The organism is Emticicia sp. (assembly GCF_043780375.1).
In the GTDB taxonomy this organism is placed as follows: domain Bacteria; phylum Bacteroidota; class Bacteroidia; order Cytophagales; family Spirosomataceae; genus Emticicia.
This window is the reverse complement of record NZ_JAYWCU010000268.1, coordinates 16,909-30,742: the sequence shown is the minus strand read 5'-3', so window position 1 is coordinate 30,742 and position 13,834 is coordinate 16,909. Positions and strand designations below refer to the sequence as shown.

Annotated in this window: 10 protein-coding genes; 1 reads left to right on the top strand and 9 read right to left on the bottom strand. The window is 35.2% G+C overall.

What is annotated here, in order from left to right; all coding sequences use genetic code 11:
- Positions 1–403: 403 nt before the first annotated feature.
- Together ACH2CJ_RS19780 and ACH2CJ_RS19775 are read right to left on the bottom strand one after the other, a co-directional pair.
- Complete coding sequence (locus tag ACH2CJ_RS19780; protein WP_394995719.1) at positions 404–529, bottom strand: hypothetical protein; 126 nt, start codon at positions 527–529, stop codon at positions 404–406.
- A 4-nt stretch (positions 530–533) separates the two neighbouring features.
- On the bottom strand, positions 534–1,001 hold the full coding sequence (locus ACH2CJ_RS19775; RefSeq protein WP_394995716.1) for an RNA polymerase sigma factor: 468 nt from the start codon (positions 999–1,001) through the stop codon (positions 534–536).
- A gap of 189 nt (positions 1,002–1,190) precedes the next feature.
- Here ACH2CJ_RS19775 and ACH2CJ_RS19770 point away from each other — a divergent pair, with 189 nt between their 5' ends.
- Positions 1,191–1,439 carry a hypothetical protein gene (locus ACH2CJ_RS19770; RefSeq protein WP_394995714.1) on the top strand — a complete coding sequence of 83 codons (249 nt, stop codon included), beginning with the start codon at positions 1,191–1,193 and terminating at the stop codon, positions 1,437–1,439.
- 3 nt (positions 1,440–1,442) lie between these two features.
- On the opposite strand, the gene ACH2CJ_RS19765 is transcribed toward ACH2CJ_RS19770, so the two are convergent.
- From ACH2CJ_RS19765 to ACH2CJ_RS19735, 7 genes are all read right to left on the bottom strand, one after another.
- On the bottom strand, positions 1,443–2,282 hold the full coding sequence (locus tag ACH2CJ_RS19765; protein WP_394995711.1) for a ceramidase domain-containing protein: 840 nt from the start codon (positions 2,280–2,282) through the stop codon (positions 1,443–1,445).
- A gap of 11 nt (positions 2,283–2,293) precedes the next feature.
- Positions 2,294–3,757 (bottom strand): hypothetical protein, encoded by a 1,464-nt coding sequence (locus tag ACH2CJ_RS19760; protein ID WP_394995709.1) that lies wholly within the window; start codon positions 3,755–3,757, stop codon positions 2,294–2,296.
- A gap of 126 nt (positions 3,758–3,883) precedes the next feature.
- Positions 3,884–6,136 (bottom strand): c-type cytochrome, encoded by a 2,253-nt coding sequence (locus ACH2CJ_RS19755; protein ID WP_394995707.1) that lies wholly within the window; start codon positions 6,134–6,136, stop codon positions 3,884–3,886.
- A 64-nt stretch (positions 6,137–6,200) separates the two neighbouring features.
- Positions 6,201–8,213: an NPCBM/NEW2 domain-containing protein gene (locus tag ACH2CJ_RS19750; protein WP_394995705.1), complete on the bottom strand. Its 2,013-nt coding sequence runs from the start codon at positions 8,211–8,213 to the stop codon at positions 6,201–6,203.
- Between the two features lie 26 nt (positions 8,214–8,239).
- Positions 8,240–9,751 carry an arylsulfatase gene (locus ACH2CJ_RS19745; RefSeq protein ID WP_394995702.1) on the bottom strand — a complete coding sequence of 504 codons (1,512 nt, stop codon included), beginning with the start codon at positions 9,749–9,751 and terminating at the stop codon, positions 8,240–8,242.
- An 18-nt stretch (positions 9,752–9,769) separates the two neighbouring features.
- Entirely contained in the window at positions 9,770–12,088 is a 2,319-nt protein-coding gene (locus ACH2CJ_RS19740) for a GH92 family glycosyl hydrolase (RefSeq protein WP_394995700.1), read from the bottom strand.
- A gap of 33 nt (positions 12,089–12,121) precedes the next feature.
- Positions 12,122–13,828, bottom strand: coding sequence for a hypothetical protein (locus ACH2CJ_RS19735; RefSeq protein ID WP_394995698.1), 1,707 nt, complete (start codon positions 13,826–13,828; stop codon positions 12,122–12,124).
- Between the last annotated feature and the right edge of the window lie 6 nt (positions 13,829–13,834).

The following is a 13,834-nucleotide window of genomic DNA, read 5'->3' as shown; positions in this document are numbered from 1 at the left end:
TATATCAAGGTGTTCTTTGGACATCTAATTCTTTCTTTATTTTTGTTTTCGCACTACAAAAATATGAAAGAATTTTTTTATGCTCTTTGGACAACCTACTTGTTGGGGTGTTAATTGTAGATATTTTTAACTTGTATCATCTTTTCCAAATTTTCCCTGCTCTTTATGTGCTTTTGTAGCATATTTGTCAATAGATTTATCTAAAATAGGAGATAAAATATAAATCCATCGCTCGGGCGACGCCATTATTTGCCATAGAATCCTCTAAATCGAATTGCTCAACACTTAGGCTGGTAAGTATTGTCGTTCGTTTAGGCCTACTTTGGAGTATTACATATCGTGTTTTTTGCAAAGGTCGAACACACGAATGTTAATATAAATTAGTGTTCAGAATGTCTATTTTTTATAAATTCAAGCATACAAATATGAGAGTTAGCTCTTTTCTTAAAAGACCTATCCCGTCATGCACAAAATTATAAACTGTACGCTCTTTCAAATTCATAATTTCAGCAATTTCAGTGTATTCCATTTCTTCAAAATACCTTAATGTAATAGCTTCTTTTATTCGCTTTTATTCGCTTTGGAAGCTTAATCATAGCTTTTTTTATTTTTTGAGCATCAGATAACTCTTTTTCTTCAATCAAAAGAAGATCCTCAGGCGAGTCTTCCTCATAATCATTCAAATTTAATGATGCTAAATATCCTTCTTCAACATCCAAGCGTCTTTCTTTATCAATTAATTCTCTTCGAAATGCAGTAAATATATAAACTTTTACCGATTGGACATCGCCCAAAGTAGCTCGCCGTTCCCATAGTTTAAAGAATAAATCCTGAATTATCTCTTTTGTTAATTCTGTGTTATAATTAGTGAGTTTTTGACCATATTGAAAAATTGATTTGTAATATTGATGAAATAGGGCAGACAACGCCTCTGGCTTACCGTCTTTCAACGATTGCCAATTCGTATCTTTGGCGTCTTGACTTCTATCTTGGGTTGCCATTTATATTTTTTATTTCAAAGTAAAAAAGAAAACATGGGAGTTGAAAATTTATTTATACTTTTGGCTTCAAACTTTATCGCATTATATTCTAAATTTTTGATTCGAAATGAATAAAATATTCAATTTATTTGGCATTTATTAATCCAAGTCCATGGTATATATACCAATTCGACCGAAAATCCAACAAATATGGATGGATTGATAAAACATTGGTTTGAGGCTTTAGAAAAAGCAATTCCCGATTATAAAGTAAATGCAAGAGGAAGTAAACCTGCTTCGGGTGTCATTTCAAAGGCATTTTTTAACAGAGAGTTTAACGCAGAGGCATTGGTTTATGAAGTTGGCGATAACACTTCTCGTGATTTTACAATCTTAAAATCAAAGACGGCAGCTGAAAAACTGATGGTTTTATCGTTGGAATATTTGAATAAGAAATGAGTTTCAAATAATCTGAAAACTTTCAAGGTTGAGTTTTGAAAATCTAAAAAAGGCGTAGCTAAAAAAGCTGCTTAAAGCCGTTAACAGATGCCAAATGGCATGACCTTGATAAAAAGAATGTGGGTTGCAGTCTATTTTTTGTACGTCTAAAGTACGAATTTTCACTGCAATTATCATTAAAATAAGACTTGAAATTGCTAAAATTAATGACTTTTCTTTTCTGTTTTGAAAATAAATAATCAAAACCAACAGCGTTTGAATTAAAATCATGCCCAACAAAAACTTGGTGCTTGATATCAACAAAGCAATTTTTATGAAAGCAAAAATGGTTAGGATAAGAAATGTAATCCGAACTTTTTTGACCTTATCAGAAAACTCAATTTTAGTAAAAACATGGTAAAGAGCAATTCCTAATAATACAATAGAAATGCTATAGGTTCCATTCATATCTACTCTTTGGCCGATGTATGTAAGCGAAGCATGAAAAAAGGCACTTCCAAAGCTCAAATGAATTAAACAACTTCCCATAAGGACTGATAGTGCGGGAAATTGTTCGAGCCTATTTTGATTGTTATTGGTTTTAAAGTCATTTAAACCAATTTGAAAAACCAGTACTCCAAAAAAGAAATAAGCCAAGTTAGAATAGGTATTGAACTTTTGATGAAAAAGGTCGCTCACGTTATTAAACTCGCAATATTCAACTTTCAGTGCAGAATTGCTGACGGTCATACCTTCCCAAATACGTCCATCGAGCAAAGTATTTAAAACTGCCCAAATCACTAACATTCCAATGGTGAAAATGAGTGATTTGATTAATAGTTTGAAAAATAAATGCTTAGTCATAAAGTTTAAGCTTATTTTTTGGGAATGATTTCTACTAAAGGCTTTGTAATATCCCAATTTGCAGGAATTTCATAAACCACATTGATTATAAAAGGATAATCTTTTGTGCCAACGCCTTCTGAATCAATCATCGCTTGGGATAAGATTTCGGTTTTTAGGATATTTAGGTCGGTTTTTATTCCTAATGTCATGTTGGGCAATTTCCAGACGGTTTCCCTAAGGTTTTCTGGAGTAATATTTTTTGAATAAACATAAATCTGGAACGTTTTGGCGAGCGTATCAGCCAAATAGATTTCCATTTTCGTTTCATCGACTTTTACATTGGTTTTACCTTCGCCTGGCACAAAAAGCCATCCAATATCACCATTTTCAGCCTTCCAGTGCATTGTACCCGTTTTTAATATAAGCGAAACCTTTCTATTTCCCCAAAGTCCTCCCATCATCCAATCTTTCTGAATATATGCAGTTACTTTTTTCAATCTATCGCCTTCATAGTAATTTGACGTAGTTCGTGTAATAAACCTCGGGGCATCAAATTTCTTAAATTGTGCCAAAGCTTTCATAGGCATCGAAATTCCCATTTCCACAATTGGCACAATAAATTCAAGCTCAAGGTGCACACCATTTTTACCTGGAATAGTGGCGATTCTTGGGTTATTAATTGCCATTGCTATCCAAGTACCCACAATTGCGTGCGATTTTTTCATATCAATGCCATACGCTCTCAAATATGGGCCTGAGATATTTTGAAGATTGGCGTTGTAAAAAGTAGCTACATCTAACCATAACGCCTTCTCAAGTACTTTACTCATGGCTTTCATTTCGCTTGAAAACGACAATTCTCGCCAAAGTGCCAAACCCACAAAATCTACACCATAATAGGTAGGCGAGTTGTATTCGCAGAGTGTATTGTATTTTAAAAAATTATTATAAATGGCTTTAGCTTTCACTAAACCTGCATTTTTAAATTCAGGGATATTAAATTCAGTGCCAACGTATTCCATCATAAATGAACTCATGATAGAGATATTGTTATAATCAGGGTTTACGTTTCGCATCAATGCCCCTTTAACGGTACGAATCAAACAAACTTCCATTTCTTTTCGTACGTCTTCGGGGAGTTTTTGCTTATATTTATGGTATATGCTTATCAAATCAGTACCGATAAACTCACGCATATTTTGGTCGTAGTTTTCGCTCGACTTGCCATTTCCTCTCCAAACTGCGTAATCTTTGCTCTTTTCGTCCAAATTTTGAAGTGTAAAAATCCATTTAATAATTTTCACAGCATTTTCTACATCACCCGCTTTATTTCTATAAAATAATGCACAAGCCAGTCGCATGATGCCTCTTGTTCCCGTGTTTTCATCTAATTTCAATGCCGAACCTTTGGGCATTTGTTCTTCCACGAAATCATCAAATAGTTGTTTTTGGTAGGGCGATAATGTTTTATATGTGTATTTTTGAGAAAACATTTCCTCTTTTTTAAAAGGATTTGTCGCTTTTATATCCTTTGAAAAGCTCAAAAAAATACAAATTATCAAGTAAAATATTATCTTTTTTGTCATTGTTTGTTTTTTAAAACGATTATTTGATTAACTCTATAACTTTTCAAAATCACCTTCGAGTAATTGTTTTTCGTTGAAAAGTCCGCCGCCAACAGGTTTTTTTTCTCTTTGTTTTTTTACATCATCAACAGTAATTCCTTTGCCTTCTTTAGCGAAAGCATTTTGCGTAAATCTTATAATATCGGTTATATCTTGGTCGCTTATTGAGCTGTTACTAATTAGACCTGGCATATCATTATTTAATTGGTACAACTTCCCATTTACATGAATCGGCCCACTTATACCGTGCAAAATGATAGAAGCCAGTCGTTTCATTGAGCCATCAATGTATTCGGAGCCTTTGAGTGGCGGTGCTAAATCTTGAATACCCTTGCCATCGGCACCATGGCAAGTAGAGCAAATGGTTCTGAATAATTTCAAGCCCTTTGTTCGGTTATCTACTGCGTTTTTTTCACTTACATAAATTGAGTTTAATTCTTTTTTCTGATGATTTCTTACTGCTAATGTTAAATTGTTTTTTAGAATTGCATTTGGATTCATAGTTTTGAGATATAGCTCTTCTTTACCATCAAGGCTACTGGCAATTGCTTCTTGAAATATTCTCTGATTAGCATATTTCTTGTCTATTTCTGAGAGAATTGGCAAAAAAGTAGCATCTGACAATTTAAGCCAAACATTTATCGACATTGACAGGTAAAGGTCTATTGTTTCATTATTTTGAGCCAATAATTGAGTGCTTATGGCTTTCATTTTAGGCACATTTTGTATGGCTGCAAATCGCTCTAAAAGACCCAAAGCATGAGCAATGGTTTCGGGCTGTTTTGAATATTTTACAATATCACTTAAGATTTCAAAAGAAAGAAAATTTAAGCCTTCTAAAACATAAAGTGCATGAATAGAAGTTGAAACTTCATTACTACTTTTGGCTAAATTGATTAACTCTTTGCTCACCGAAAGGTCTTTCTTTTGAATCAATAATTGTTGTGAACGGTCTCTTAACCAGCCATTTGGATGGCTGAGTAATGCTACCAATTCTTTGCTTGATGCTTTCGATAAGTCAGATACTGTATAAAGATTTTTCTCTTTACTTGTTACTTTCAATATACGCCCAGCATTTTGTAAAGTATCCAATTTTTTTCCAGCGAGCTGTTCAGTGAGATATTGTGAAATATAAGCCTTGTGTTGAATAATACCCCTGTGCATATCAACCACATACATGGCACCATCGGGACCATTAAACAAATTTACTGGACGAAAACCTTCATCTGTAGAAGCAATAAATTCTTTACCTTCGATGGCTTGACCGCCCGTTGTTTGAATATTGTTGAAATTTAGAATATTTCGTTTAATTAGATTAGCTTCGGGAACACAAACAAAAGCATTTTGATTATAAGAATCAGGAAAAGCTGCCCCTCTATAAACCATTGGTCCACACGCAGCAGTTACATCTATCAAAAATCCTTTTTCGTCTAAAACTCCTTTTTGATATCCTCTATTGACCGAAGTTTGATGTATAGGATATACCTTATCATTGGTCAATTTTTGATTTTCAGCAATTAATGGCTTAAAGTATTTATTCCGAATCACTTTATTAGGCAATACATAATCTCCTTTTAGTTGAGTGGCGTTGCTGTTATAATATAGTCTTCCAAAATTATCTTTTGTAATTCCCCATTGTCCCCGATAGCTTGTTGGTTCTTTCAGCCATTTACCATTTCTCAACTGATACCTAAAATTTAAATTAGCATTATAAATCCAATTGTCAATGTTCATCATTAATCCGTTGGATGAATGTTCTACATTTCCGCCTTCGGCATATACTGGGTCAACCAACATTTTTTTACCTGGCTTGTCATTTTTTATTTCTACAAACCAGAGTTTTGGACCATTTACGTATAACAGCCCTCCATAGACATGAGCCAATGCTCTTGGTAAAACGAGTTTATCCAAAAATACTTTAGAATGGTCTATCACGCCATCTTTATCCAAATCTTCTAAAATGGAAATTTTGCCGTTGGGTTCTTCTTCCCCAATACCTTCGAGATTAGGCATATAACCAATCATTTCTACTACCCACATACGACCTTTATTATCAAAGTCTATGCTTACGGGTGCTTTCAGAAAAGGTTCGGAGGCTATTATACTTAACTCAAATCCTTCTTCAATTTTATAATTATCGAGTGAAATTTTTGGTTCGTTAAAAGAAACTATTCGAAATCCAACAATGAAAATAGAAAGGATTAAGGTTGAGAAAAATGCTATTTTAAACGGTTTATTCTTAGTCATAATACATTAAAGAGTTTTTATACAAATTACTTTATTAATTTTAACCACAAATAATGTAATATTTTTATTTTTTCGGAAACATTCGCAACAAAAAAACTCCGTGATGCCGAATTTCGGTTTTGAATGAATCATTAAATTCGCCTATATCTTTTTGTTGCCAAACATCTCTCAATTTGTATTTTCCTTTCAAGCCAATTTTATTAAAATCAAATATAAAGGATTTTGCTTTTTCATCGCCCCAACGAAAATAACTTTCGGGTGTTTTGCCAAAATCTGCCACATTAAACAAACCAATAGCAAACGAGCCATCTTCTAAAGGCTTTTGCCAAACTTGCACGCCATTTTCTTCCAATAAAAGTCTGGCAGATTTTCCTAAAGGGTCTTGATTGATTTCAATCACTTCATCGTTGGTCAATAAATTTAAAGTAAAAGCATCTAATTGTTCAATCGGACAACCAATGAGCAAAGGTGCTGATAGCAAGCTAAATAAGCTCACGTGACTGTACTGCTCGTTTGGTGTAAGTCGGGTAGGATGCAAACTTGTACCTGTGGTAACATTACCCAAAATCATCATATCGGGGTCTAACCAATGCCCATGACCACCATAAGGACTCCATTTGTCGAGCGTAAAAGCTGAAACGAAAAGGCTCAGCCAAGAGTCTCTAATATCAGGACCAGTGCGGTAGGTGTTGGTCAATTGAACCCAATCTTTAACATTAGAAAAAGGAGCAGAATTGGAAATACTATAAACAATATCTCTACTCGAATTTTTTAAAGCCTCTGACATTCTTTTTGCCGAAAGCACTTCGATTCGCCAGTCATATTTCAGATAATCAATTCCCCATGCTGCCATTTGTTGGGCATCGTTTTTTTCAAATCTATATTTTCCAACATACCGAAAAGCACGTTTATTGTTTTTGATAGAATCAGTTATTTTTCCATTTTCAAAGTCAGATGAACCGCCAATATAGCCAGCATAACTCGTAATCATTGGCGTAGAATAAACGCCCACTTTTAAACCTAAACCATGCACATAATCTACCATTTCCTTGAATTTTGGAAACTTTTCGTTAGCTTGAATGGCATTGAATTGTCCGCCTCGCTGTCCTTGCCAAGCATCGTCAATATTAATGTAAGTCCAACCGTGTTGACTTAAACCCATTTTCACCATAGCATCGGCTGAGGCAATTACTTTTTCTTGGTCAATATTTCTTGCCCAAGAATTCCACCCATTCCAACCTATTGGTGGTGTGAGTGCAATTGTATCGCCAATAACTATTTTAAGCACTTTTGTGGCTTCCCCCAATTCATTTTTGGCTTTCAGAATGGTTGAATATTTGCCTTTTTGAACAACTTTCCCTGTAATTATACCTGTTTTAGCATCAAGAGATAGCCCTTTTGGTAAATTTTTTGTCGAAAAATTCATCGGTCGTTGTCCCGTTGCGGCAATTGTAGAAAGAAATGGATTATTGGGTCTTGCTCCGAAAATTTTAGCAGAATTGATTTTAGGAATTTTAGTTGGTTGGGGAGTTAAAATATATTTTTCGTCTGAATTAGGTATATTTTGTGGAATAAAATTATCGTTCATCACAAGCTGTGCATTTGCCCAATTGGAATAAGTTTTATTAACACCCATATCGACCAAAACCAAAAGCCCTAAGCGTTTGATACCATTCAAATCAACTTTTACCTTTTTGGGTTCGTCTCCCAATTTCATTTCCCCGCTTTCAAACAGCACTTTTCTATCGCCAATTACATAAAACTTATGTGCTAAACCTCTATAACCTTTATCATCTACACCGACAACAGCAGAAAATTCGGTAGCATTGCCATTCAAATAAAAGGACAGTACACTTGTAGAATTTACGCCTACGCCTCTATTATAATAAATTCCTTTTATTTTGATTGAATCGCCAGCCGCATTTGTTTTTGGTAAAACTGCGGGAATACCTTCTGAAAATGATTTAATGCCTAAATCATCCAACCATATTTGTTTGGTTTTTTGAGCAAAAGAACTTGTTGTACCCAGCAAGATAAAAATGATGAGAAACCTTGAAAAATATAGCGATTTATTCATTGCGTAAATTTAATTATCTTAAAAATTTATTCTTTCAACCATGTCAATTGCTTCCAATGACTTGGCCCTTCGTTGGTTTGATTGATGCCAATGGTGCTTCGACCGTTTTTGAGATAATTTGTCAATATATCGGTGAGTTTTTTTACAAGTTCTGGGTGCTTTTCATATACATTTTGGGTTTCGCCAATATCGTTCGATAAATCATATAATTGAATTTGAGGTAATGATTTTGCTTCGTCAGTGTTTTCTTTGGGTTTACTATTTCCTCCTGAGTGCGGACACATAATAAGTTTCCAATTGTCTTTTCTAATTGCAAAAAAACCATTTGATGAATGATGTACAACGGCTTCACGTTTGGCAAAACTTGTCTTTTTACCCGTAATTTCGCTTAAAAAACTAAAACTATCCTCCGCCGTTTTATCATCCAATTTAACATTATTTAATTCGGCAATTGTTCTAAAAAAATCAGTTGTACTTACCAATTGATTACTTACTTTAGTTTTTTTGAGATTTCCACCCCAAGAAACAATAAATGGCACTCGATGCCCGCCTTCAAAAATATCGGTTTTTACTCCACGGTACATCATCGAGGGGTTATGTCCTTTACTAAGTTGTGCCTTCAAATCTGCTGGATTGGCAAAACCATTATCAGATGCAAAAATGATGATTGTATTTTCAAAAACCCCATTTTTTTTGAGGGTTTCAACTACTTGTTTTACCACATCATCGACCATCAGCACAAAATCGCCGTAGGGCGAAACATTACTTTTACCAACAAATTTTCCAATCGGCAAAATCGGCGTGTGCGGAGCAGCCAATGGGAAATAGAGAAAAAATGGTTTGTCTTTTTTTGCATTCTCATTTATATATGCAATAGCTTTCTCAGTAAATTTCCCCAAAACCTCTTCTGGCTTGAAATCTGGGGCAGAAATACCCGCTCTGAAAAGTTCAATACCCGTTCGCCCTAAACATGTATCCCTCGGTACGGTTGTACAAAAACCATTTTCAACATAGGCATAGGGTGGCATATCCAACGAGGCAGGAATACAAAATGAATAATCAAAGCCTCTTTTATTTGGACCATTTTGTATTTGCTTTGTAAAATCAACTTTCTTTTCACCTGCTTCTATATTTCCCCAATTCCATCCCAAATGCCATTTCCCAACAATACCAGTATTATACCCTTGTTTTTGCAAAAACGAGGCAACAGTTTCTCTTTTTGGGTCTAATAAAGGTGTGTCGTACCCGTGTAAAACACCACTTTTGAGAGTAGTTCGCCAATTATATCGACCAGTCATAATTCCATATCTTGTAGGAGTACAAACAGATGAGGTTGTATGTGCATCTGTAAATCGAACGCCATTTTTTGCCAATTGGTCAATATTTGGGGTAATAATTTTACCATTCGGGTTATAGACTGACACATCGCCTATGCCTAAATCGTCGGCAAGGATATAAACAATATTGGGTTTTTGAGCAAAACTGTTTGAAGCAATACTCAAACAAATGAGCGTAAAAAGGAGAAGTTTTTTTTTCATATTTTTATTCTAAATAATTTATTTGGAAAAAGAATAAGGCAGAGAGCTTTTGGCAATCCCACGCTTGAAATTTGGTTTTTCGGACATATTTAAAATCAATTTCCCTCCTTTCATAATATCAAAATGGCTAAGAAAATTTTTGTCATAACTCGTTCCATTCAAAGACGCAGATTGAATATAGACACTTTTTGGCTGATTTTGAGGTGCTTCAATAACAAATTTCTTACCATTTTCAAGGCTTAAAGTAACCTTTTTGAATAGTGGCGAACCAATAACATATTGCTGTGTGCCAGGGCAAACCGAATAAAAACCCATGGCACTGAATACATACCACGCACTGGTTTGTCCATTGTCTTCGTCACCACAGTAGCCGTCTGGAGTTGGTTTATACAATTTATCCATCGCATCTCTTACGTGCATTTGCGACTTCCATGGTGCTCCACAAAAATCATAAATATAAGCCATGTGCTGAATAGGTTGATTACCATGAGCATATTGCCCCATGTTCATTACTTGCATTTCGGTCATTTCATGGATTACACCTTTATAATAACTTTCCTCTATTGTTGGTGGAAGATTATATACACTATCCAGCATTATTTCCATTTTTTTATTACCGCCCATTAGATTTGAAAGTCCTTTGAAATCATGCAAAACAGACCAGCTATAATGCCAACTATTGCCTTCTACAAACTCATATCCCCATCTAAACGGATCGAAAGTGGTCGGGAAAGTACCATCTTGTTTTTTGCCACGCATCAAATTAAAGCTTGGGTCAAACATATTGCGGTAGTTTTGCGAGCGTTTTCCAAATTTTTCTACTTCTGCTTTGGGTTTGTTGAGAGCGATTGCCAGTTGATTCAAATTAAAATCAGCATGGGCATATTCTAAAGTTTTAGCAGTGCTTCCGCCAAAACCTTCAATTGGCACATATCCCAATTCATTATAGAGTTTCGCACCATTTCTACCTACTGTATTGATTGGCCCTTCACCTTCCGTATTTTTCATAAGAGCTTCGTACAATAAGTTGATGTCAAATCCTCTTACACCTTTCAAATAAGCATCGCAAATTACCGAAGCAGAATTACTGCCTATCATGCTTTTTTTATGCCCTGGACTTGCCCATTCGGGCAACCAACCGCTTTCTTTATACGTATTAGCCAATCCGTCAATAATATGTCCGTCCATTTCGGGGTACATAATAGTTAAAAATGGGAATAGTGACCGAAAAGTGTCCCAAAAACCAGTATCGGTAAACATATAACCTTTTTCTACCTTGCCATTATAAGGACTATAATGAACGATTTGGTTTTGGGCATCAAATTCATAAAATTTACGGGGGAACAAAAGCATCCTGTAAAGACATGAATAGAATGTTTTCAATTGTTCTTCCGTTCCACCTTCTGCTTTTACTTTGATGAGTTCATTGTGCCAAGCAGCTTTGGCTTTTATTTTAATTTGGTCGAAAGTTTGTTTGCCAATTTCTCTTTTTAAATTCAAATCGGCTTGTTCTATTGAAATAAATGATGAAGTAATTCTCAAATTTACCTGTTCGCCTTTTTTGGTAGAAAAACCTATTATAGCTTGGGCATGACTGCTTGTTACTTCGTTTATTGATTTTGCCAAAAGGCTATCGTTTACAGTCCAAGTGAGGTTAAAAGTTTTATCACATTCAATTACAAAGTAATTTTTAAAATTGGCAGGAACACCGCCACGATTTCTTGTGGTATAGCCCACAATTTTATTTTTCTCGGGTAAAATTTTAATGTATGAACCTCGGTCAAAAGCATCAACCAAAATGTAGGAACTATCTGATTTTGGAAAAGTAAAGCGAAAAACCGCTGCCCTCTCTGTTGGAGTAATTTCGGTTAAAACAGCATGGTCTGATAGATACACGCTATAATAATAGGGCTTTGTAACTTCTGTTTTATGCGAAAACCAGCTACTTCTTTTGTCTTCTTTGAAATTCAATTTTCCCGTAATGGGCATGATAGAAAACTGACCATAATCGCCAATCCAAGGCGAAGGCTGGTGCGTTTGTTTGAAACCATTTATTTTATCAGCACTGTACTGATATTGCCAACCATCGCCATTTTTGCCAGTTTGTGGTGTCCAAAAGTTCATTCCCCAAGGAGTGGCAATGGCAGGATAGGTATTGCCATTGGAAAAATTACGTTTTGAGTCTGTTCCTATATTTGTATTCACCCATTCTTCAGGCTGAAATTGGGTTTGAGCAAAAGAAGGAAAACTTAAACAAATGAAAAGGGTTATTTTTGTAATCATTATATTGTTTGGATTGAATTTTTGCCTTTCTTTTCTTTTCTTAAAATCCTTCAAACTGCTCTTTGAATAGTCACATAAATCGTTACTTTATGATAATTTAATTGTATGCTTAAATGGCGTAAAGCCAGTCAAATAGACTGTGGGGGCTTCCATGGCGGGCAAAGCTCCTCTTAACTGAACACCTTTATGCTCCATTTTGCCTGGGCTAAAACTTATCGAATCATTTCCAACGGTATAAGTACCATTTTCACCCGAAAACAAATAGGCATTGTCTTTTTTGGTGTATTTATTTACTCCAGAAAATGTACCACCTGCCCTAAAAATCAACTCGAAAGATACTGGGACATTATCTGTACCCGTCATTTCAATTTCTACCTCAATGCCATTTTTAACTTCTTTTACTTTTACAGTAGTTTGCAATTTTTGTATTTCACTTTGTTTACGCATCGTTCTTGGCATTTTGTCTAAATCACCGTCTGGTGAAATTTTATCTTTGTCAAGAGGTTGGTAATAAGGACCTTCCAACGATTGTGTTAGAATCCAACTATCATTTTGTTGCTCTATTTTTTCAGATTGAAATTGAGCTTTTCCGAAGAATGAACCCGAAATTCTCATGGCTTGCAGCACGGCATTGCCTTTATGAAAAGTAAGCCAACTGGCATTGTTTGAAAGTAGGGTACAATCCCAATTTTCTCTCCTAATTCTAACCACACCTGAGTATGGAAAGGCTTTAGCATAACTTATTGGTAAAAGTTTATCGGAAGGTAATTCTTTCCAAAGGCTTGGGTTTTCTAAAAAATAATCGAGATTTCCCGCCAATTGTTGATTGGTACTTGTTTTTTCTATTAATCGGCAAGCGGCAGCCATTTCGCCATTATTGTCCATCAAAGCCATGTAGCGATAGCAATAATAATACCCAGTCATTTTACCAATTGAGCCTCGGTCTTGTCTGTTCGATGCTTCTGTAACTATCTCACCATTTGGGTGAAGATAGTAAAGTGTCATCATCAAATTTTTCCGTACTGCATCATAGATTTCTGGTTTATTGAGTCCTTTTGCCATATCAATTAAAGCTCTATCGACAATAGGAGAATAACCATTCGTGCTTTTTTCGGTATATTGTCCATCAGGGTCAATGTCGATGTGTTCGGCAAGCCATTGTTCAATACGGTTTGTATAACGTTTGTCAGGAAAAAGTTCATTGATTTTTGTCAAAGCCGCAGAAACCACCCAACGGTGATTTGGCGTATGAATACCGCCAATTATGAGAGCTTCGCCAGCATTTTTTATGAAAGTTTTCAAAAGTTCAAGTGCATTTTCTGAGCCTTTGGCAGTTGATTTCTTTAAAAATGAATAGGCGGGAATTATATTTTCTAAAACAAAGGCTGTGTCGGGAGTCGAATGAAAATTAGTTTGTAATAAATCAATCGTACCATCATTATGCTGAAATTTTAGCATAGCCTTTGCCGCACCTTCTACATCTTTTAAGACATCTTTCGATTGATAAAAAGCAGATTCAGGACAAGACATCAGCATACAAGCCTTACCAATAAATGCCCCAGTTGAATGTGGATTTGGAATTTCAACATCGTCCATGTAGCCGCCAACATACTTATGATTTTGGACGGTAACTTTGAGAGACTTAAAGTTAGGTAGCTGTTGGTCATGAATCTTTATCCAATCGAGTAACCAAGCAGGTTTTTCGACATTATTGTTTTCAAAAATTCTAAATCCAAGTAGTGGAATTGCACAAAGAGAGGTTGCTCCCATTGTTACAAAATTTCTTCTATTCATGTTATT

Coding starts and splice junctions, on each gene's coding strand:
- ACH2CJ_RS19760 (WP_394995709.1), bottom strand. CDS start 3,757: ATGTTTTCTCAAAAATACACATATAAAACATTATCGCCCTACCAAAAA.
- ACH2CJ_RS19775 (WP_394995716.1), bottom strand. CDS start 1,001: ATGGCAACCCAAGATAGAAGTCAAGACGCCAAAGATACGAATTGGCAA.
- ACH2CJ_RS19745 (WP_394995702.1), bottom strand. CDS start 9,751: ATGAAAAAAAAACTTCTCCTTTTTACGCTCATTTGTTTGAGTATTGCT.
- ACH2CJ_RS19780 (WP_394995719.1), bottom strand. CDS start 529: ATGGAATACACTGAAATTGCTGAAATTATGAATTTGAAAGAGCGTACA.
- ACH2CJ_RS19755 (WP_394995707.1), bottom strand. CDS start 6,136: ATGACTAAGAATAAACCGTTTAAAATAGCATTTTTCTCAACCTTAATC.
- ACH2CJ_RS19750 (WP_394995705.1), bottom strand. CDS start 8,213: ATGAATAAATCGCTATATTTTTCAAGGTTTCTCATCATTTTTATCTTG.
- ACH2CJ_RS19765 (WP_394995711.1), bottom strand. CDS start 2,282: ATGACTAAGCATTTATTTTTCAAACTATTAATCAAATCACTCATTTTC.
- ACH2CJ_RS19770 (WP_394995714.1), top strand. CDS start 1,191: ATGGATGGATTGATAAAACATTGGTTTGAGGCTTTAGAAAAAGCAATT.
- ACH2CJ_RS19735 (WP_394995698.1), bottom strand. CDS start 13,828: ATGAATAGAAGAAATTTTGTAACAATGGGAGCAACCTCTCTTTGTGCA.